Consider the following 20542-nt stretch of genomic DNA (forward strand, 5'->3'; position numbering starts at 1 on the left):
ATGACATGGCCTTGAATTCACGCTGCCCTTTTGCACTGATCATGGCCTCCCTCTACCCTGGAATGGCCTGGAGTATTGATCCGGCACCTATCGATGTTTACGGGTTCGATTTCACACCTACCTTTCTGTTTTCAGAAAGCTATGACGATAACTTTCGAGAACTGGAGAACAACAAACAGTCCTCGATGGTCACGAAGCTGGCGCCCTCTTTCGAACTCAAGGCCGAAGATCGCAACAGCGCTACCCGACTGACCTGGCAGCCCATCCGCTACATTTATCACGACGAGTCGGATGCCTCGAACACCGCACAACGGGTGCGGGCGGACAGCATCATGGAGTTCACCGACCGGCACCGTCTGAAGCTCGACGCCGAATACCGCAAGTGGGAGCGCACCGAGGACACGGCGGTCGACGGCATCAACGACAAGCTCAATAACAAAAGAGTCGGTGGCCTCTATACCTATGGCGCCAGGAGCGCTGACAACCAGATCGATTTTGGCGCCAGTTACGCGGAACTTCGCTACGACAACGCCGACGGCATCAATGACGACAAAGAGCGCAATACCGCCGCCCTGACCAGTACCTGGTATCACCGCATCGGTAGCAATACCCGTGGCCTGCTCGAGTACGACCACACCAATTTTGACTATCAGGAACCCAACAGCCCGCGCAGCAGCAAATCCAACGCGGTACTCGCCGGTGCCGTCTGGGACATTACCGCAAAGACCACCGGTAAAGTCCGTGTCGGTTATGAGAAAAAGGACTTCGACAGCAGCGAATCCAAAGACCTCGACAACCCCACCTGGCAAGTGGACCTGCAATGGAAACCACGCACTTATTCGACATTCACCCTTGTGGCCCGCCAGGCTCTCGCCGAGGGCGACGACGGTGCCGATGCCGTCAAGTCCACCTTCACCCAGGTCGGTTGGCGCCATGGCTGGACCGAACGGATCACCACGATTGCACAGGCCGGGTACGGTCGTTATGTCTACGAAGGCGAAAGCCGAACCGACAACTATCAGGACTACAACCTGGCCGTGGTGTATGCGATGCGCCGCTGGCTGGACATCGAGCTCGGCTATCGATTCCGCGACAACGACTCTGATGCCGACGACCAAAGCTACACCCGCAACGTTGTTCAGATCAGCTTCAACGTCAGCCTTTAAGAGGGTTTCGACATGAACTCACGCACCCTGGGCTTATTGCTCGCACTGCTTGTGCTACCCGATACCTACGCCGCAGACCCTGATACCCAGTACAAACTGGCCGCTGGCGATGTCTTGCGCATCATCGTGTTCGGCGAGCCGGAGCTGAGCATTAAAAAAATCCGCCTCAGCGATGCCGGCACATTTTCCTATCCGTTCCTGGGTGAGATTTCCGCCAAGGGACTCACACCCGGCCAGGTCGAAAAGATCATCGTCGACGGACTTAAACAAGGCTATCTGAACGACCCGAAAGTCAGCTTGAGCCAGATCGAATACCGCTCGTTCTACATCAACGGCGAAGTGAAAAAACCCGGCAGCTATCCCTTCATACCCGGACTGACCCTGGAAAAAGCCATCGCTCTGGGCGGTGGACTGACCGAGCGAGCTTCCATCAAACGCGTGACCATCTTGCGCGGTGATGGCGGCCCGACCCTCACCGATGAGGTCACGCGAAACACCACGATTGCCCCCGGTGACACCATTTCCATTGCACAAGGCTTTTTCTAATCATGGACAACAGCCCTAGCACCTACGTCGAACGTCCTCTGCAAACGCATCTGCATCAGCAGTACAGCGACGACAAGGACACCATTGATCTTCTCAAACTCTGGAGGGTGATCTGGCGCGCCAAATGGAGCATCGGATGGTTTGTCCTGCTGTGCGGTTTGCTGGCGGTCGTTGTGGTCTCGAACATCACCCCGCAATACGTCGGCAGCACCACCTTGCTGTTCAACGATAAAACCCCGCCGCTGATGTCCTTCCAGCAAGTCAAGGACTCAGGCAGCAACGCCACTGATTACTTGCAGACACAACAGGCGCTCCTGCAATCACGGGACCTTGCCGAACGAGCAGTAAAAAAACTCGAGCTGACGACCAACCCGGTCACCGATCCGCGCCAGCAATCGAAGCCATGGTTCACGCCACGCCAATGGCTGGCCGACCTGAACCTTGATCAATGGATCCCGGGGCTGGGCGGCCTGTTGAAGCCGATGAAAGCTGAGCCAAGTGAAGATGATGTCTTCAATCAGGTCACGCAGAACCTCATGCTGCACACCAGCGTCAAGTTCGTCGGCAAGAGCCAACTGCTCGAAATCGAGGTCGAGCTGCCAGACCCTGTCCTGGCGGCAGCGGCGGCCAACGCGTTGGCCCATGGCTTTACCGACAGTCAGCTCGACACCAGCGAAAAGTCCTCGCAGACCACCACCGCGTGGATGAACACACGATTGGTCAAACTGCGCGACAACCTGCGTGTTGCCGAGAAAAAGCTTCAGGGCTACCGGGAGGAACAAGGCCTGGTCGATGTCGGCGGGGTTGCCACCATCAGCGCCAACGAACTGGAAATGACCGGCAATCGCATGGTCGACGCCCGCCGCAACCGCGCTGAAGCCGAGAGTGAATACCGCCAGGCGAAAGCCCTGAGCAACGGCGACCTGAGCCGACTCTCCAGCGTGCCGGCAGTCTTGAGTAACCCGCTGGTCCAGCAATTCCAGGCGGACCGAGCCAAGGCGCAAGCCAAGGTCGATGAGCTGTCAGGACGCTATGGCCCGAAACACCCGAGCCTGATTTCCGCACAATCGGAATTGCGCGCCGCCACCACCAGTCTGCAATTGCAGGTGCAGCAAGTGGTCGCCGGGATCGAACGGCAATACCAGCTGGCCTCAGCCAGTGAAGCTTCGCTGCGCCAATCCTTCAACAGCAACAAGGCGCAGATCCAGGACATCGCCCGCAAGGAATTTCAGTTGCGCGAATTCCAGCGGGAAGTCGACAGCACCCGTGCACTGTATGAAACCTTCGTCACCCGCTTGAAAGAAACTGCGGCCACTGCCGACATGGACTCCACCAAAGTGCGCATCGTCGACCCGGCGATTGTGCCAGTGGAAGCGAGCAAGCCACGTAAAACATTGATTGTCGGGATCGTCGGGTTGGTGGCTGCAGTGATCGGCGTCGCGTTGGCGCTGCTCTTCGACAGCCTGAGTAACACCTTTAAAACCGACGAGACGATTGAAAGCACGCTTAACATTCCTCTGCTCAGCGTGGTGCCGCTGGTGATGAAGAAAAGTCGCCGCCAATTGGCGCGCTTGTTCGAAGACAACGACAACCCGCGCTTTTCCGAGACCATCCGCAATCTGCGCACCTGGCTGATGTTGCAAAGCAGTGAAATGCCGTCGCAGGTGGTACTCGTGACGTCGACCGTTGCCGGTGAGGGTAAAAGTACCATTGCCACCAACCTGGCCAGTTCCCTCACTTCGCTGGAGCGAGTGTTGCTGATCGATGCCGACATGCGCCAACCGACCCTTTCACTGAACTTCGATTTTCCGCCTGACAGCCCGGGACTGGCCAATGTCATTGCGGGCACCGCCAGGCTTGAAGACTGCATCGTTTCGGTGGGCAATCTGGACATGCTGCCGGCTGGCATGGTCATGCCGCCTTCGCGTGATCTGTTCACCGCGCCGCGCCTGCCTTCCCCCGCCGAATCGCTAAACCCGTCACGCCAGCCTCCACCGCAGGATCTGCTCAGTTCGCCGCGCATGGCGCGCATGCTTGAGGCGCTGAAGTCGCGTTACCGCCACATCATTATCGACTCACCGCCTGCGGAAATGATCAGCGATGCACTGTTGCTGGCCAAGCATTCGGATGCGGTGATCTATGTGGTCAAGGCCGACAGCACGCCGATCAGTCAGGTGCAGAAGGGCATTGCCATGTTGCAGCAAAGCCATGTGCCGGTATTTGGCACCGTGCTCAACCAGGTAGACCTGCGCAAGGCGCGCAAGTACGGCTACCACCATTCCAAGACGTTTTATAACTACGACTTCGCCCCCCGCTGACACCATAAAATCTGCGGCGAGGCCGAACGGGGCAAGCCCCCTCACCACAGTCTTTCTGCCATCACCACACATTGCTTCACCTCTGCCGAGCTACGGAAAAGCCTGCGGGAGCCACGCCGTGCGCGCCCATCAGCGTTGATGCATTAATTCTGCCTTGAGGTTAAGCCCATGACTCCTCTCTATACCGCTCACATGACACACCGCCGAGGCCTGACGTTCTGGGGGCAGTGGTTGTGTGCACTGACGCTGGCGACTTCGCTGCTGATGCTGCTCGTGTATTGGCGCGTTGGCAGCCTCACCAGCGAATACCGCATCCTGATAGTTCTGACGGTGCTCGGCTCGGTGCCGATCTACAGCGTGATGCAGGTTTACCACAAGCGTCACGGCCTGGTGGTCGGGCTCGGCCGGTTGCTGGCCGGCTGGCTGATCCTGCTGGCCGTGCTGGCGGCCATTGCGTTCATCACCCAGACCAGCGCGATTTACTCGCGCCAGGTCATCATGGTCTGGGCGGTGCTGGGATTCGTCGCCCAGGCTGCGATGTTTCTGCCCCTGCATTACTTCGCCCGGTTGCATTCGCGGATGGTCTGCAACGAGCGTCGTGCGGTGATCATCGGCACCTGCCCGACCGCCCATGAACTGGCGAAAAAACTCTCCAGACCAAACCGTGCGCTGGTCATGGGTTTCATCGCCGCAGCCGACAACAGCGGCCCGGCCCCCAGCATCCTGCCGTTGCTCGGCCACGTCGATTCGATCCGCGAAATCATCACGCGCCTGGATGTGCGCCGCGTTTACATTGTCCTGCCGATGACGCATGCCGCGACCATCGAAGCGTTGTACATCGACCTGCTGGACATGAATGTCGACGTGGTCTGGATCCCGGATTTCGGCAGCATGGTATTGCTCAACCATTCGATCTCGGAAATCGAGCGGATGCCCGCCATTTACCTCAACGAAAGCCTGATCAGCTCCCATCCGGCCAGCCTGTTTTGCAAAGACCTGTTCGAACGCAGCCTGGCCGCCGTGGCCATTATTGTCCTCAGTCCGATGCTCTTGACGGTGGCGATCGCCGTCAAGCTGACTTCCGCCGGTCCCGTGCTGTTCAAGCAAAATCGCCATGGCTGCAACGGCGAAGTGATCAAGGTCTGGAAATTTCGTTCGATGCGCCTCCACGACGATAGCGAAGTGCACCAGGCCACCCGTGACGATGAACGCGTCACGCTGATCGGACGCTTTCTGCGCCGCAGTTCCATTGACGAGTTACCGCAGCTGTTCAACGTGTTGTTCGGGCAAATGGCCCTGGTCGGTCCTCGCCCGCATGCGGTCACCCACAACATTTACTACACCGGCAAAGTGCGCGCCTACATGGCCCGTCACCGCCTCAAACCGGGGATTACCGGATTGGCCCAGATCACCGGGCATCGAGGCGAAACCGAGACGGTGGAAAAGATGCAGCTGCGCGTCGCCCAGGACCTCAACTACATCAACCAATGGTCGCTGTGGCTGGACATCAAGATCCTCATCAAGACCCCCTTCACGCTGTTCTCGAAAAACATCTACTGACCCCTGCCCCCTCGTTGATCACTGTCACGCCGACCTGAGGTTTGATCATGAATGTGAGCGTATTTGGTATTGGTTACGTGGGCCTTGTCCAAGGCGCCGCGCTGGCGGAAGTGGGCCATAACGTCCTCTGTGTGGATGTCGACGCCGACAAGGTACAGGCGCTGAAGGACGGCACGCTGCCGCTCTACGAGCCGGGGCTGAAAAGCCTGGTCCACAGCAATTACCAAAGTGGCCGGCTGCAGTTCGGCACTGATCTCGCCAGCGCTGTCCACCATGGTGATGTGCTGTTGATTGCCGTGGGGACACCGCCGGATGAAGACGGGTCGGCAGACCTCAAACATGTATTGAGCGTTGCGCAAACCATCGCGCTGAACATGGACCGGCATCACATCATCGTCGATAAATCCACCGTCCCCGTCGGGACCGGTGACCGGGTTCGCGCGCACATCGAGCAGGTGCTGGCCGACACCGGTCGCTGCAACCTGACCTTCGACGTGGTCTCCAACCCCGAGTTTCTCAAGGAAGGCTGCGCGGTCGAGGACTGCATGCGCCCGGACCGGATCATCATCGGCACCGACAGCCAACACGCCGAGGAGGTCATGCGCGAACTGTATGAACCGTTCAATCGCAACCGCGAAAAGATCATCGTCATGGACCTGCGTAGCGCCGAACTGACCAAGTACGCCGCCAACAGCATGTTGGCAACCAAGATCAGTTTCATGAACGAAATGGCCTGCCTCGCCGAAAAACTGGGCGCCGATATCGAGATGGTCAGACACGGTATCGGCTCTGATCCGCGCATCGGTTATCAATTCATCTATCCGGGTGTGGGCTACGGCGGGTCGTGCTTTCCCAAGGACGTGAAGGCGCTGATACAGGCCGCCGCCAGCGTCGACATCGATGCTCGGGTACTCAAGGCCGTCGAGTCGCGCAACCACGAACAGAAGGCCAGCCTGTACACGAAGATTTTCAATCACTTCGACGGCGCCCTTCGCGGCAAGACCTTTGCCCTGTGGGGGTTGAGTTTCAAACCCAACACCGACGACATGCGCGAGGCCCCCAGCCGGGTGCTGATGGAAGCCTTGTGGCACGCCGGCGCCAGCGTCCAGGCGTTCGACCCCAAAGCCATGGAGGAGGCCCAGCGCATTTACGGTTCGCGCGACGACCTGACCCTGGCCGGCACCAAGGAGGCGGCCCTGAAAAATGCCGACGCCTTGATCATCGTCACCGAGTGGCAATCGTTTCGAGCCCCGGACTTCGACTTGCTTGGCCGGCAGCTCAAGCACCCGTTGATTTTTGACGGACGCAATCTGTTCGATCCGCAGCGGTTGAGCAAACGGGGTTTTACCTACGTCTCCGTGGGCCGACAGACCCGCTCAGTCATCTGAAAGGAGCGGCGCCATGATCAGGCTGGAATTAGTCGGGCAATACTCAACGAAGTTACTGGAGGCCAACCAGGCCTATTCCTTCATCAACTTCGCGTCCATTGGCAGTGTTTTCGAGCAGCCCCCGAACACCGTCACCTATTTTTGCGACGGCATGCTGATGTCGACTTTCATGTCGCGTGTGACCGGCAGGAGGATCGGAAGGGTCAGCTTTGACTTCACGTCCATCGCCGACCTTGTGCTGCGCAGCGCCGAGCAACAGGGCAAGCGCGTGTATTTCGTCGGGGCCCGGCAAGCGGAACTGGAACTGTTCGTCAGCAAGATCAAGGCCCTTTACCCACGGCTGACCCTCGCCGGTTACCACAACGGTTACTTCAATGCGTCCCAGGCCGAGGGCATTCAGGCCGACATCTGCCGCAGCGAAGCGCACATCCTGATCGTGGGCCTGGGTGCCGGACTGCAAGAGCAGTTCGAGCAGGACGCGTTGCGCGCGGGGTTTCGCGGGGTCGCCTTCACCTGTGGCGGGTTCATTCGTCAGGAAGCCCTGGCCACGCGCAACTATTACCCGGCGCTGATCAATCGCCTGCATATGCGCGCGTTTTATCGCATGTATCGCGAGCCCCATACGATCAAGCGCTACCTCATCGACTACCCGAACAACTTTGTACACCTGTTGGCGCTCATCGCGTCACGAAAAGTCGCCATCAGCGTTGAGGAATGACCATGCACATCCTGTTTATTCTCAAGGATTTCAAGGTGGGCGGCGGCGTCGAGCGCGTCCAGCAACGGCTGTCCGAGCAGTTTCTCAAGGATGGCCAGCGCGTGAGTTTTTTCGTCATGAACGGCGACACGCCGGACACGGAAGGTGTTCAAACGCTCGGCAGCGCCAGCGGTGGCGGCATCGTCGGCCTGCTCAAGTCCATTGTGCAGTTGCGCCGGCTCATTCGCCGTGAGGGCGTCACCCACGTGATTTCCGCCAAGGAGCAAGCCAACCTCTGCGCCTGGTTCGCCACCTTGGGCACTCCTTGCAAAGTCATTTACAGCCGCCACGCGGCACTGGATTGCACTGAACAGAAAGCCGGCCCTTCAAGCCTGCGCCTGCTCTATACGTTGTACCTCTGCGGTAGCGGCAAAGTGGTCACGGTCTCCACCGCCTTGCGCCAGTCCCTCATCGAGGTGATGCCCTGGGGTCGGCAACGAATCCGCTATTGCCCCAACGCTGTCGTCACCGAACAACTGCTTCAAGCCGCACAAGCGCCGTTGTCCGCTGATTTGCCCCGCGACTATTGGTTGAGCCTGGGCCGCCTGGTGGAACCTAAAGGGTTTCATCTGTTGCTGGATGCCTACGCCCTGGCGTTGCGCAGCGAGACACTGCCGGATCTGGTGATTGTCGGTGACGGTCCGTTGCTCGACGCACTGACCACTCAGGCAGCCCGACTGGGCATCACGCACCGGGTGCATTTCACCGGATTCCTGAGCAACCCCTATCCGCTACTGAGGCACGCACGGCTGTTCATTCTGAGCTCCGTGCAGGAAGGCATGCCGACCGTCCTGATCGAGGCGCTGGCACTGGGCACGCCCGTGCTGGCATGCGACTGCGAGACCGGCCCAAGGGAACTGCTGGACAACGGTCGACTGGGTCAACTGGTCGCCGTCAACGACGTACCGGCGCTGGCGCGGGGAATGCTTCAAAGCCTGACCGCACAAAGCGGCGTTGCACCTAGCGCAAAAATGCTCAGTGACGCCATCCATCCGTACACCAGCCAGCACGCCGCGCAAGCGTACTACCAGGTATGGAGCCAATGAAAAAGCTGCTGATTATCCTGCATGACCTCGGCGCAGGCGGGGCTGAAAAAATGATGGCGCGCCTCGCCGGTGCCCTGGTGGACGCTGGCAATGACGTGACCTTGCTGTTGCTCACCGGCGGCGGCCTCCATGCGGCGAACCTCGACCCGCGTGTCAAGAAAGTTGAACTGCAAAGCCAACGCACCGCACGTGCGGTACCGGCACTCGCGCGATTTCTGCGCGCCAATCGCTTTGACGCGCAACTGGCGGCCCTCACGCACGTCAACGTGGTGGCGATCGCCGCAGCCGTGCTGTCCGGCACGCTGGCACGCCTGCACGTCAGCGAACGCAATGCGTTTTCCCATGACAAACACGTCAACCCCGACTTCATGGTGCGGGTCGCGTATCTGGTGGCGCCACTGCTGTATCGGCTCATTCCCAACCCGGTGATCTGCGTCTCGCGCGGTGTCGCCCAGGACCTGGTCGATACCACCCTTGCGCGTCGCCAGGACGTGACCATTGCCGACAACCCGGTGCTCGATAACGACTTCCGCGACAAGTCGCCTGGGCCGCCAAGCCACCGCTGGCTGCTGGAAAAAACCGGTTCGGTGATTGTTGCCGTGGGTCGCCTGGTGCCGCAAAAAGGCTTCGACACCTTGATTACAGCGTTCGCCGCGTTGCCGGATTCAGACGCCCGCTTGATCATTTTTGGCGAAGGCCCGCTCAGGGCGCAGTTGCTTGACCAGGCCCGGACGCTGGGCGTGGCGGATCGCTTCGACCTGCCGGGTTACACCTGTGAGCCTCTGGCAGAAGTGGCCGCGGCGGATTGCTTTGTGTTGTCGTCACGCTTCGAGGGCAGTCCCAATGCGCTGGTAGAGGCCTTGTCCACGGGTACACCGGTGGTGGCGACGCGCTGCCCCCATGGTCCTCAGGACATCCTCATCGGCGGCCTCGTCGCACCGCTCGTGCCCGTCGACGACCCGATCGCGCTGTCGCAGGCGGTTGCCCTGCAACTCTCCACACCACGGGACCTGCAACGTCATTCCCGCCTGGATGCGGCCACCCGGTTCATGAATGCCAGCGCGGTGCAGACCTACCTCGCCGCGTTGCTCGGGAGTCCGTCATCATGAGCACACTGCAGATCAGGTATTCGACGTTGCGCGATGGCTTCACCTTGTTTGGCGTGCTGTTCTACATCCAGGTGATCACGTTTGCCCTCAGTCTGGGGGGCGCCTCCAGCTTCGGCGACATCGATAAAGACCTCGAAGGCAACGTCGCCAACCAGATCTGCGGCCTGATCACACTGTTGGTGCCCTTGTTCTTCTTCATCCGCAACAAGGTGTTCCTCAGCAAAACCTTTTACCGCAGCAACTTCTTTCTGCTGGTGTTCATGCTCTGCGTCATCGCATCGATCGGCTGGTCCCACGACCCGATGCTGAGCCTCAAGCGGTTCATCGCGATGCTCAGCGTGGTGTTTTTTGCCGGTTTCATTGCCTACAACTACCCCCTTGAAAAAATCACCTTCATGCTCGGCTGTGCCATCGGGGTGGCGGCGTTGATCGGATTGATACTCGCCGTGGTCATGCCGGGCGTCGCGTTCTTGTCCGGTGGTATTCGCGACGGCGCATTCAAGGGTATTTTTGCCGAAAAGAACGCCGGCGCCCGGCTCAACGCGATTGCCATCCTGCTGTTGCTGCCGATGATCCGCCAACGCAACCGCTGGGCCCTCTTCTGCTCGTTTTTTTCGCTGATTGCCATCCTGCTTGCCCAGTCGGCGACCGGCGTGGCATTGATTGTTTCCGGCACGTTGAGCTACTGGTATTTCCTCACCCTGATCCGCCTGCGTATCAACCGCTCGCAGTGGCTGTTCTTCGGTTGCACGCTGGCGTTCCTGCTGGTTTGCCTGCTGCTGTACAACCACCTTGCGTGGCTGCTGGAGATCGCCGGCCGCGATCCGTCACTCACGGACCGCACGTTGATCTGGGAGTTGCTCGCGCCCTTTGTCGACCAACAATGGCTCAAGGGTTACGGCTTTGGCGCCTTCTGGGCCAGTCCCGACGCCAATGCGTTCATCCTTCGCTGGGGCTACATCGGCAACGCCCACAGCGGCTACATGGAGACCCTGCTCAACGGCGGCGTCATCCAGTTGACCGCACTGGCGTTGCTGCTGGGCGAAGCGCTGTTCAAACAATACCGCGCCGTGACGGCGAACCAGGCGGCGCAGTTTCGCGCCAGTGCCCTGGTGATCATCGGCTTGTTCGTCGTCACCAATTATGTGGCGTACGTGATTCCCAACTACCGCTCCGCCGAGTTCCTGGTGTTCTGCACCCTGGCCCTGTCCTTTCGGCGTCACCACGCGACCTACCCCGAATTATCACCGACACCCCTGCGCCAGCGTCCGTCTGGCGGGGAATTCCCGCGCGATTCAGCCCAGGCGTAATCAAAGGAGAAACACCCGTGTCAGACCAAACCTCCCCTCTAGCGCATTCAGTGTGCGTCGTAATCCCGATGTACAACGGCGCCGGCAGCATCGAGCAAACGCTGACGTCCCTGGTCGAGCAAACCCGGCTGCCCGATCACGTGATCGTCGTCGACGATGGCTCCACCGATGACGGCCCCCAACGGGTCAAAGACTTCGTGGCGCCGTTTCGCCTGACGCTGTTGCAGCAAGCCAACGAAGGCCAGGCCAGCGCCCGCAACCACGGATTGCGGCACTCGGAAGAGACGTTTGTGGCGATGCTCGATGCCGATGACCAATTTCGTCCACAAAAGCTGGAGCTGCAACTGGCCCTGTATGACGAACTCACTCGTCAGGGACGGTCGGTGGGGCTGATCGACTGCTACACGCAGGTCAATTACAGCGACGGCCGGCGGCAACTGGACAACCGGCGCAAGAACGGCCGGCATTTCTACGATTTCATCCACGCCAACGTCGTCAATGGCGTCTCCACCGCGCTGGTCAAGCGCGAGGTGATCATGCAACTCGGCGGCTTCGATGCCAGCCTGCGTTACTCCGAAGACCGCTACATGTGGACCCGGATTGCCGAACACTGGGAGATCCACACGGTGCCGCAGGTGCTGCTGGAGCGCACGGTCAACGGCGGCAACATGACCGCGCAGCCGAAGAAGTACTACCAGAACAAGATCCGGTTCATCGAGGTGTACCTGGCGCGCTATGGCGCGCAGCTCAGCAAGCAGCAACGGATCGATTTCGTGCTGGGCAACCACACAGATTTTCTCAATGCCTTTTCCCGACGCGACGAGCATGCCGAGGTGCTCGACGTGTACCGGCGAATGCTTGAGTGCTCCTGGCAAGCACTGATCTTCGCCAACGGCAAACCGACCTTGCGCTACCTCTATGCCCGCGCCAGAACCTTGCGCAAGGCGACGGCGTCAACCACCGCTCATTGAACCGGTCCCACACCCATGGCCAATCATCGCCTCATTACCCTAGGGTGGATTTTCACCGAGAAATTCGGCCTGATCTTCCTGTCCATGATTACGTTTGTCGTGTATGCCAGGCTGCTGTCGCCGGCGGAACTGGGTGTGGGCACGGTCATCATTGCCATCGTCGAGTTGATCGGCCTGGTGTACTCATCGGTTCTGGAAGACCCGTTGGTACGACTCGAACGGCTGGAGGACAAACACATCACCACGGCCTTCTGGGCGGCGGTGCTCGTCAGCCTGGTGTCCATCGTCGTCATCTCGGGCGCAGTGATGCTGTACACGCCCGACCCGGTGCTGCAATGGATGACGGCGGTGGCCTCGGTGAAAATCCTGTTCACCATGATGGCGCGCGTCTACGTGGCGCAGATGCGCCGCAATGGCAACTTCAAGATGCTGGCGTCACGCACGTTACTGGGCAAGGTGTTTGGCGGTGTTGCCGGCATTGCTGTCGCACTCTGGGGTCTGGGGGCATGGGCGGTAATTGCCCAAGCGGTGATCATGGAACTGGTATCCATCATCGTGTTGATGCTCGGAGACCGGCGCCGCATTGCCTTCCATATCGATGGTCCGGTCTTGCGCGAACTGTTGAAGTCCGGCGCACCGGTTGCCATCAACGCACTGAGCTCACAAACACTTCAGCGCGGGGTCAACGTGGTGCTCGGGATGACGGCCGGCGTCAACGCGGTCGGAATGTTCAACATGGCCATGCGTATCATCGAGCTGCCGCGCACTGCGATTTACAACGGTCTGTTGAGCTATGCGCTGCCGGCATTCGCCCGGCGTAGCGCGGAGCCGTCGCGGCTCCTGGGGATCATTGGCGATTCAACCGCCGTCAGCGGCTTTCTGTTGACGCCCCTGTTCATTGGCATCGCGCTCACGGCAAACGACCTCATCCCTTTGATATTCGGCGCCAAGTGGACCGACGCCATTCCCCTGCTGCAAGTGCTGGCCTGCACGGCGGCCATTGGCAACACCGCCATGTACGCCACGACGGCACTGGTGGCAGTCAACCGCAGCCACCTCACGATCAAGGCTGAAGTGGCAACCACCGTTCTCGCGCTGGCGCTGGTCTACACCCTCGGCAACCTGTATGGCGGCATGGCCGCTGCCCTTGCTCTGCTGGCCCGGATGCTGATCATCACGCCGCTGCAAATCCGTGGGCTCATCGCGGCCATCGGTTACGGCTGGCAGCGGTTCTTCGACTCCAATTACCGCAGCGTGATTGCTTCGGTCGTCATGGCCGCAACCGTCCTGTCTGTTTCACCGCAGCTGGGTTTGCACGGCTATCTGCACCTGTTCTGCAACATCGTGGTTGGCGCGCTGAGCTATGCCGTGGCGTATAGCGTCATGCACCCGCGCTGGCCGCAAGAATTCAAATCGGTTTTCACCGCCCGCTGAATTCAATCCCTGAGACAGGAAGACCTCACCATGCGCAAAACTACGTTGATTACTGGCGGGGCCGGCTACATCGGTTCCCATACCGCGTTGGCGCTCATCAACGCCGGGCACAATGTGCTGGTGCTCGACAACCTGTGTAACAGCTGTCGAGAGTGCATCGGGCGTCTTGAGTTGCTGACCCACACCCGTGTCGATTTCGTCAATGGCGATATTCGCGACCCCATCCTGCTCGACGATATATTCAGCCGCTACGACATTGATGCCGTGGTGCACTTTGCCAGCCTCAAATCCGTAGAAGAAAGCGTGCGCAAACCACTGGACTACTACGCCAACAATGTCGCCGGCACGCTCAACCTGTGCCGGGCGATGGCGCGCAATAACGTGTTCCAGCTAGTGTTCAGCTCATCGGCCACGGTGTACGGCGAGCCCACACGCACGCCGATTGCCGAAGATTTCGGCACCGGCAAGCCGGTCAATCCCTATGGACGCACCAAGCTCATGATCGAGGAGTTGCTCACCGATCTGTGCCACTCCGATCCGCGCTGGAGCATCGGGTTATTGCGCTACTTCAACCCGATTGGCGCGCACGAAAGCGGGATGATCGGCGAAGATCCCAGAGGCCGACCCAACAATCTGTTGCCCTGCCTGACGCAGGTAGCGATCGGACGAATGCCCGAACTCACGGTGTACGGGTGCGACTACCCAACCGTGGACGGGACGTGCGTGCGCGACTACATCCACGTGGTCGACCTTGCCATCGGCCACCTCAAGGCGCTTGAGGTGTTGCACCACCACAGCGGCATCAATTTCTGGAACCTGGGCACTGGCATTGGCTACAGCGTGCTGCAGATCATCCAGAGTTTCGAGGACATCACCGGCATCACCATTCCCTACCGTTTCGCACCGCGACGCGAAGGTGACATCGCCAAATGCTGGGCCGATCCCAGCAAAGCCGGGCGGGAACTGGGCTGGACCGCGCAGCGCGATCTTCAACAGATGATTATCGATACCTGGCGATGGCAGTCGTGTAATCCGCAGGGGTATCAGTCTTCATTCGAAACGCCAGTGCTGAGTGCCGTGAAGTGAAGCCGATGTTTAATGCCTCTGTGCTGGCCCTGCTGCTGTCGGTGTCGATGGTTTGCAACGCCGCACAAGCGCCCCCCGGTGTACCCACCACCGGGCTCGTGCTGTGGCTGGATGCGGCCGATGCATCATCAATGACCCTGGATGCGCAGAACCGTGTCCAGCACTGGAGCGACAAATCCGGCGAGTCCCATCACGCCACTGTGGACGATGCCGCCTCGCAGCCACAGCGGATGGCAAACGCCCTGAATGGTCATTCGGTCGTGCGCTTCAGTGGCGTGTCGGCGTTTGTGGGTAAAACCATTCGCAGCGCCAAAGGCCCTGTGACGGTATTGATTGTGTCCCGTCGATTGCCCGAGCAAGCCGAGGCCGATCCCTGGCAACGGTTGTTCAGCTCACGCCCACAAACCGCCCACAACGATAACGTGTTGCCGAACTTCGCCATCAGCCTGCAACAGACCACCGCGTATGGGCCGACCGTCTCCGTCCTGGAGCTTTACGATGTGCCGATTGGTCCGTATGCCGTCGGGCGCAATGTGGTCGGCAATGCCGACAACTTTCGCGGCGACATCGCGGAAGTGTTGGTGTACGACCGTGCGTTTGCCTCCCTCGCAGAACGCCAGCGCGCATTTCAGTACTTGGCGGATAAATGGTCAGTTGCCATTCCCAAACAGGCCGATACCTGGACCCGTGTCGGACCGCTGGGCCGATTGCCGGCCCAGACCAACGCCAACCTGCCGCTGTCCGATCAGGTCAATGCCGGCCAGTGGGTGCTCGACACGAAACTGTCCGACGACTTCAATGGCACCACCCTCGATCTCGAACGCTGGCACGTCAACAACGCCATAGGGAACGAGTCGCTCGGACGCAAACCGGCACTTTTCACCCCGGCCAATGCCAGCGTCCACAATGGCAACCTGAACATTGTTTTTCGCAAGGAAACCCTGCCGCAGAAATACGTACAACTCGGTTTCAAGGACTACACCTCAGCGATGGTCCGGACCAACGAGCGCGGGTTCTACGGGTATTACGAGGCACGCGCCAAACCCATGAACTCGGCCGGTTCCAGCGCCTTCTGGCTCGCGTGGACGGGCATGACGGACAACGCCACCGAGATCGACATCTTCGAAATCGGCGGCAAGACGAAAAACGCAGCGTTAGACCGTTCGTACAACATGAACGCCCACCTGTGGGCCACGCCGCATAGCACCGAGCATATCGCCGACGGCAGCGTCTGGATCAGTCCCTGGCGCCTGGCGGATACCTTCCATGTCTACGGCTTCGACTGGCAGCCCGACACCCTGCGTTGGTACGTCGATGGCGTGCTGGTCAGGGAATCGAAAAACAACCATTTCTTCTTCCCGATGCAGGTTGTGTTTGACAGTGAGGCCATGTGGCAGTGGTTCGGCGTGGTCGACGATGCTGACCTGCCCTCTACCTTCCGCGTCGACTACGTCAAGGTGTGGCAACGGCGTCGATAGCCATTCAACCGTCGCCTGGCTGACGTCGCCTCAAGTGATAGATACGACCTGTTTATCCTGACAGCGCCACCCCCCCTGAACTTTCTTTCGACCGCAGGGGTCGACCGCGTTCCAGCCTCCTCCGTGCCACCGACGATTCCCGTACCGGGCGTCTCAACCGGCTCACGGCGACGGTTAAATAACAAAAATGGATGATCACGATGAATTGCCTTATCTGTGTCGGCGTGGCGGAACGCATTCAGTGTCAGGGCCCGTGGGAGGAAAGGGATTGCCCGGACTGCGGGCGCTATCGGGTGTCCGATGAGCTCCTTTTGAACTTGATGGATCAGGGCCAGATCTTCGATATAGACAAAACCAGACGTTGGCTCGACAGCCGACGCAAAGAAGAAGGCATGACACCTTCAATAGAACTCCACGAAGCGCTACTGCTGCTATAGCGTTCAGCCCGGGTCAAATTTCAATCGGCAACGTGGTCAGTTTCCATTCAGCGCTAACACGTCTGGAGCGCATAGACATGATCAAAGGCCGGCTGAAAGAACTGGACTTGCTGCGCTTCCTCGCGGCAATCGCAGTCGTGTTTTTTCACTATGCTTTTCGGGGGTATGCAAAAGGCGACATGTCAGTAATGCCCTACCCGTTGTTGGCCGAGCCTGCCAAATACGGTTATCTGGGCGTCGAACTGTTTTTCATGATCAGCGGATTCGTCATCCTGATGACCGCTTCGGGCAATAACCTCAGGGCATTTTTTATATCCCGTGTCGTTCGTCTCTGCCCTGCTTTCTGGGTGTGCTGCACCCTGACGTTCCTGATCACGCTTGCCATCGGCCGGCCAAGATTCACGGCTGATATTTACCAATACATGATTAACATGACATTCCTTGGCGACTTGATGGGTGTGCCACCGATTGACGGGGTCTACTGGTCGCTGTTTGTCGAAATAAAGTTCTACCTGATGATCTCCTTTCTGTTGGGCTTCAAGAAAATAGAAAAAATAGAGACCTTCCTCGTACTGTGGCTGTTGGTCTCCGCCACCGCAGAAGTCCTGGCTTTTGAAAAGCTGCGCTCGATATTAATTACCGATTACGCGGCCTATTTCATCGCGGGCTCGACGTTCTACATTATCTGGGCCAAGGGATTCACAACGATACGGGTGCTCCTGTTGGCGGGGTCATTGGCATTGGCCAACTACACCGCCATTGCCTGGGCCCAACTGCTCGAATCAAAATATTCAACCGAATTCGATCTTCTGATCGTATGCGGCATGATTACCCTGTTCTTCATGACCTTTCTTTTGATCGCAACGAATAAAACGGCAGCCATCGGTGCATTGAACTGGACGGCATTAGGCGCGCTCACGTATCCCCTTTACCTGCTCCATCAAATGATCGGCTTTATGATCTTTAACCTTGCCTATCCGGCGATGAACCCGCACGTACTGCTGTGGGGCACCATCGCCTTGATGATCAGTGCGTCTTACATCATCCACAAAAAGATAGAAACGCCCATGGCCAGGCAGATCAAGAAAATCCTTTCATTGTCCTTCAAGCGTGTCGAAGCTGATTAGCGCCCACCTGGGCGCCAACCGACGCCCTCAAATCATCGGCGAAGTGCTCACGACGCGCAGTGCCAACCCTTCGTAGGCATCCAGCGTAATGGTGAAATCACCCTCAGGCGTGAGATCACCTTCGACTCGCTCGTTGATGATGTCGACCACCGGGCCCGGCGCAATATTGGGCAGGTGCAAGGTTTCGGTGATCGGCGTCGAGCCGAAGTTCAGCGCAGTGATTTGCGTGCCTTTACCGGCCGGCAATTCATGGACCATGACCAGCAGGCCCGGGTGCTGGACATCGGGAATCAGGATCTGCCGACTGGCGGCGATATCGTAAGCGCGGCGCGCGGCGAGGATCCTCTTGAGTTGCGAGACGAACGAATCGGAGTCCTTCAACTGGCTGGGCAGGCTGCCGTACAAAGTTTTCGGCCGTGGCATTTGCCCTGCGGACAGCGGTGCGTCCGGATTGAGGTCCACCAGGTCGTAGGCGCCACGATGAATCCAGCGCGTGTCGCCGTCACCCATCAAATGCTCAACCTGTTCGGCCGGCAACGGCAGCGCGCCGACCAGGTCCCAGCCGGACAGCGCAAACACGCCCGGTTGCATGGCGTTGTACATCACCAACAGCAAATGCACCTGGCGAATCTGTTGGATGTCCGCCTCGGTGATTGCGTCGAGATCACGAATTCCCAGCGCTGCCGTGATGATGCTGGCGGTGGTGCAAGACACGCCGTTGGTGACAAATTTCAGGTTGTAGGGCGCGTGCTCGCCCGCCAGACGTTCGTACATCTGCTCGCGAATGTGTTCACGCAGGATGTTGCCCGGGAAGGTCTGGCCTTGGTAGAGGTAGGTGTCATGGGCGTGCAGCGTCCAGAAATGCACCAGCTCCAGGGTCAGTTCGTCGTGGTTTTGCAAGGCATGGATCAGCGATCCCGGGTCGATGCCGAGGGTGTGCATCTGCCGCAGCATCAAGCGCAGGAACTCGGTGTCGCCCATCAGCAACGCGTGCTGGTAGGCCGGTCGGGTGATGAAGTCATAGGAAAGGTCGGCGCCGCCGTGGGACATGTTGGCGATGTCATCGACGGTCAGGTTGAGCTCCTGGAAACTGAAACCGCCGGCCTTGCGGATCGCCCCGGCCAGCAGCTGGTTACCGGTGATCGATAACGGATGGCTTTCAGACCAGGCTGTGCCGTCGAGCTTGCGCTCCACGCCGAGGAATCCGTTGGCGTCCAGGCGCAGGATTTTCGCGCCCATGACGTCAATGGCGTGCAGCGCATCGCCGATGATCATCTGCTGCGCGGCGAAGGTCGGGTCCAGCCAGTTCAACGACGGCTGCCCTTCCTTGAAGTAATGCAGATAGACCCAGCGTCGCAGCTTGCCATCGACGCCGATCACGATTGGCGTCGCGCTCCAGTCGGTCTCCTTGACCCCGGGTTCGAAGAAAATCACCCGTTGCAACTGGCCGACGATGTAGTGCTTGTCCCGGAGCACGTCGACCTGCAGCGGACTGAGATTTTGTGCATCCCGGCCATCGGCGATGTCCGGCAGCAACGGCCAGTCCTCTTCGCGGATTTCGACCATGTGGTAGAGGCCCGGATAGTCTTCATAGGCCATCTCGGCCAGGCGGAAGTCTGCGCCTTTGCCGGTGTGCGAAGGGATCACGTCATCGATGATCACCGCATTGTGCGCGGCGGCCATGCGCACCAGCGCCTGGAGCTGCGCCTCGGTGCCCAGTTGCGGGTCGATCTCGAAACTGATGCGGTCAAAATTGCCGTCAATGGTCGGCGTGCGTTGGGTGCCTGTCAGGCCGCCCGACATTTTCAGCGGCCCGTTGTGAATACCCTGGATGCCGATTTTCGACAGGGCATGCCATAAGGTTTCGTCGCCCAGGGCTTCCAGCACGCTGCCGTCTTCGCGGGTGACGATGGACGCCGGGTAGGCGGTGAACCACACCGAGGCCAAGGCGGAAGCATCACGGGGCCGGGTATGGGCGTAAGGCTGTTGCCACAGTCGACCTTGCCCCGAATAGAGCTTGGCCCGCTGCCTGGCGGCATGCAGCATCGATTGTTCAACCAGCCAGGTCACATGGTTTTTGTCAGCCGCGGTCATAAAAGCAATCACCTGTTGTCGGGGAAAAAGTGCGCGTGGCCATCCCATGCGTACCTGCACCGATGGACCCGTCCTTTTCATATGAGGCCCTGGGTCGGCATTCGTTGCATCACGCGGTGACGATTCAGAATCCGCTTGCTGTTGCAAGTCATACCTGTGGGTGAATCCTTAACACCTATATATCCCTTCGAAGCAACCTAGGCATAAGTGACGTAATTTCGCCTCTGTTTAAGATACAGACGTCAAATGCCAAGGCTTGACCGGACCCAAAAACGTCCAGGCTCAAGTCAATTCGACGCTGACGTCGGATCGCCGAACCACACGCTGGCGCTGCCGGCGGAAGCCGGGCAGGCGGAGATCGGGATGCAACGGCCCCTTTGGTCCAACACGCCGCTGATAAACCCGCTGACCAACACCTTGCCGAGGGCGGTGCTGACCGCTTGAAAGAACGGCAACTGGCATCGGATGGCTCCGATCATCTGAAGCAGAACAGCCTTGCCTACGGTGCCAACAGCAATATGCGCGGTACGCGTGTAGCGGAAGGCGGGTCTGATCGTTTGATGCAGGACCGTGTTGCCGACGGTGGCTTTGACTTCGGTTCCGACACGAACTCGGACTTCTGCTACGCCTGCCGCTGATCGAGCACCCATTCAATGCTCGACAACAAAGCCCCTCACCACAAAAGCTCCACGCTCAGGTGAACAGCAAGACGTCC

Annotated in this window: 16 protein-coding genes; 14 read left to right on the forward strand and 2 right to left on the reverse strand. The window is 59.2% G+C overall.

Annotation, left to right across the window (positions count from 1 at the left end; all coding sequences use genetic code 11):
- Positions 1-5: 5 nt before the first annotated feature.
- The 14 genes from FHL16_RS23775 (at position 6) to FHL16_RS23845 (ending at position 17733) form a co-directional block, all read left to right on the forward strand.
- Positions 6-1166: an outer membrane beta-barrel protein gene (locus FHL16_RS23775; protein ID WP_077749462.1), complete on the forward strand. Its 1161-nt coding sequence runs from the start codon at positions 6-8 to the stop codon at positions 1164-1166.
- A gap of 12 nt (positions 1167-1178) precedes the next feature.
- Positions 1179-1712 (forward strand): polysaccharide biosynthesis/export family protein, encoded by a 534-nt coding sequence (locus tag FHL16_RS23780; RefSeq protein ID WP_077749463.1) that lies wholly within the window; start codon positions 1179-1181, stop codon positions 1710-1712.
- Positions 1713-1714: 2 nt separating this feature from the next.
- Positions 1715-4030 carry a GumC family protein gene (locus tag FHL16_RS23785; RefSeq protein ID WP_077749464.1) on the forward strand — a complete coding sequence of 772 codons (2316 nt, stop codon included), beginning with the start codon at positions 1715-1717 and terminating at the stop codon, positions 4028-4030.
- 168 nt (positions 4031-4198) lie between these two features.
- On the forward strand, positions 4199-5590 hold the full coding sequence (locus FHL16_RS23790; RefSeq protein WP_077749465.1) for an undecaprenyl-phosphate glucose phosphotransferase: 1392 nt from the start codon (positions 4199-4201) through the stop codon (positions 5588-5590).
- 47 nt (positions 5591-5637) lie between these two features.
- The gene (locus FHL16_RS23795; RefSeq protein ID WP_077749466.1) at positions 5638-6978 is read left to right on the forward strand and encodes a UDP-glucose dehydrogenase family protein; all 1341 of its coding nucleotides are present in this window, start codon (positions 5638-5640) and stop codon (positions 6976-6978) included.
- Between the two features lie 13 nt (positions 6979-6991).
- On the forward strand, positions 6992-7696 hold the full coding sequence (locus tag FHL16_RS23800; RefSeq protein WP_077749467.1) for a WecB/TagA/CpsF family glycosyltransferase: 705 nt from the start codon (positions 6992-6994) through the stop codon (positions 7694-7696).
- Between the two features lie 2 nt (positions 7697-7698).
- Positions 7699-8781 carry a glycosyltransferase gene (locus FHL16_RS23805; RefSeq protein WP_077749468.1) on the forward strand — a complete coding sequence of 361 codons (1083 nt, stop codon included), beginning with the start codon at positions 7699-7701 and terminating at the stop codon, positions 8779-8781.
- Complete coding sequence (locus FHL16_RS23810; RefSeq protein WP_077749469.1) at positions 8778-9890, forward strand: glycosyltransferase; 1113 nt, start codon at positions 8778-8780, stop codon at positions 9888-9890. Before FHL16_RS23805 ends, FHL16_RS23810 begins: the two co-directional genes overlap by 4 nt.
- Positions 9887-11200: an O-antigen ligase family protein gene (locus FHL16_RS23815; RefSeq protein WP_077749470.1), complete on the forward strand. Its 1314-nt coding sequence runs from the start codon at positions 9887-9889 to the stop codon at positions 11198-11200. Before FHL16_RS23810 ends, FHL16_RS23815 begins: the two co-directional genes overlap by 4 nt.
- Before the next feature lie 17 nt (positions 11201-11217).
- Complete coding sequence (locus FHL16_RS23820; protein ID WP_077749471.1) at positions 11218-12171, forward strand: glycosyltransferase family 2 protein; 954 nt, start codon at positions 11218-11220, stop codon at positions 12169-12171.
- A 15-nt stretch (positions 12172-12186) separates the two neighbouring features.
- On the forward strand, positions 12187-13605 hold the full coding sequence (locus FHL16_RS23825) for an oligosaccharide flippase family protein (protein WP_077749472.1): 1419 nt from the start codon (positions 12187-12189) through the stop codon (positions 13603-13605).
- Between the two features lie 30 nt (positions 13606-13635).
- Positions 13636-14691 (forward strand): UDP-glucose 4-epimerase GalE, encoded by a 1056-nt coding sequence (gene galE / locus FHL16_RS23830; RefSeq protein ID WP_077749473.1) that lies wholly within the window; start codon positions 13636-13638, stop codon positions 14689-14691.
- Between the two features lie 5 nt (positions 14692-14696).
- On the forward strand, positions 14697-16169 hold the full coding sequence (locus FHL16_RS23835) for a family 16 glycosylhydrolase (protein ID WP_077749508.1): 1473 nt from the start codon (positions 14697-14699) through the stop codon (positions 16167-16169).
- A gap of 514 nt (positions 16170-16683) precedes the next feature.
- Complete coding sequence (locus tag FHL16_RS23845) at positions 16684-17733, forward strand: acyltransferase family protein (RefSeq protein ID WP_077749475.1); 1050 nt, start codon at positions 16684-16686, stop codon at positions 17731-17733.
- A gap of 27 nt (positions 17734-17760) precedes the next feature.
- Here the strand turns inward: FHL16_RS23845 and treS are convergent, their stop codons facing one another.
- Positions 17761-19827 carry a maltose alpha-D-glucosyltransferase gene (treS, locus tag FHL16_RS23850; protein ID WP_077749476.1) on the reverse strand — a complete coding sequence of 689 codons (2067 nt, stop codon included), beginning with the start codon at positions 19825-19827 and terminating at the stop codon, positions 17761-17763.
- A 287-nt stretch (positions 19828-20114) separates the two neighbouring features.
- Positions 20115-20477, reverse strand: coding sequence for a hypothetical protein (locus FHL16_RS34105; protein ID WP_158080551.1), 363 nt, complete (start codon positions 20475-20477; stop codon positions 20115-20117).
- Positions 20478-20542: the final 65 nt, after the last annotated feature.

The sequence above is a fragment of the Pseudomonas sp. FSL W5-0299 genome (assembly GCF_005930655.1).
In the GTDB taxonomy this organism is placed as follows: Bacteria; Pseudomonadota; Gammaproteobacteria; order Pseudomonadales; family Pseudomonadaceae; genus Aquipseudomonas; species Aquipseudomonas mandelii.

Coding starts and splice junctions, on each gene's coding strand:
- FHL16_RS23775 (WP_077749462.1), top strand. CDS start 6: ATGGCCTTGAATTCACGCTGCCCTTTTGCACTGATCATGGCCTCCCTC.
- FHL16_RS23780 (WP_077749463.1), top strand. CDS start 1,179: ATGAACTCACGCACCCTGGGCTTATTGCTCGCACTGCTTGTGCTACCC.
- FHL16_RS23785 (WP_077749464.1), top strand. CDS start 1,715: ATGGACAACAGCCCTAGCACCTACGTCGAACGTCCTCTGCAAACGCAT.
- FHL16_RS23790 (WP_077749465.1), top strand. CDS start 4,199: ATGACTCCTCTCTATACCGCTCACATGACACACCGCCGAGGCCTGACG.
- FHL16_RS23795 (WP_077749466.1), top strand. CDS start 5,638: ATGAATGTGAGCGTATTTGGTATTGGTTACGTGGGCCTTGTCCAAGGC.
- FHL16_RS23800 (WP_077749467.1), top strand. CDS start 6,992: ATGATCAGGCTGGAATTAGTCGGGCAATACTCAACGAAGTTACTGGAG.
- FHL16_RS23805 (WP_077749468.1), top strand. CDS start 7,699: ATGCACATCCTGTTTATTCTCAAGGATTTCAAGGTGGGCGGCGGCGTC.
- FHL16_RS23810 (WP_077749469.1), top strand. CDS start 8,778: ATGAAAAAGCTGCTGATTATCCTGCATGACCTCGGCGCAGGCGGGGCT.
- FHL16_RS23815 (WP_077749470.1), top strand. CDS start 9,887: ATGAGCACACTGCAGATCAGGTATTCGACGTTGCGCGATGGCTTCACC.
- FHL16_RS23825 (WP_077749472.1), top strand. CDS start 12,187: ATGGCCAATCATCGCCTCATTACCCTAGGGTGGATTTTCACCGAGAAA.
- galE (WP_077749473.1), top strand. CDS start 13,636: ATGCGCAAAACTACGTTGATTACTGGCGGGGCCGGCTACATCGGTTCC.
- FHL16_RS23835 (WP_077749508.1), top strand. CDS start 14,697: ATGTTTAATGCCTCTGTGCTGGCCCTGCTGCTGTCGGTGTCGATGGTT.
- FHL16_RS23845 (WP_077749475.1), top strand. CDS start 16,684: ATGATCAAAGGCCGGCTGAAAGAACTGGACTTGCTGCGCTTCCTCGCG.
- treS (WP_077749476.1), bottom strand. CDS start 19,827: ATGACCGCGGCTGACAAAAACCATGTGACCTGGCTGGTTGAACAATCG.
- FHL16_RS34105 (WP_158080551.1), bottom strand. CDS start 20,477: ATGGGTGCTCGATCAGCGGCAGGCGTAGCAGAAGTCCGAGTTCGTGTC.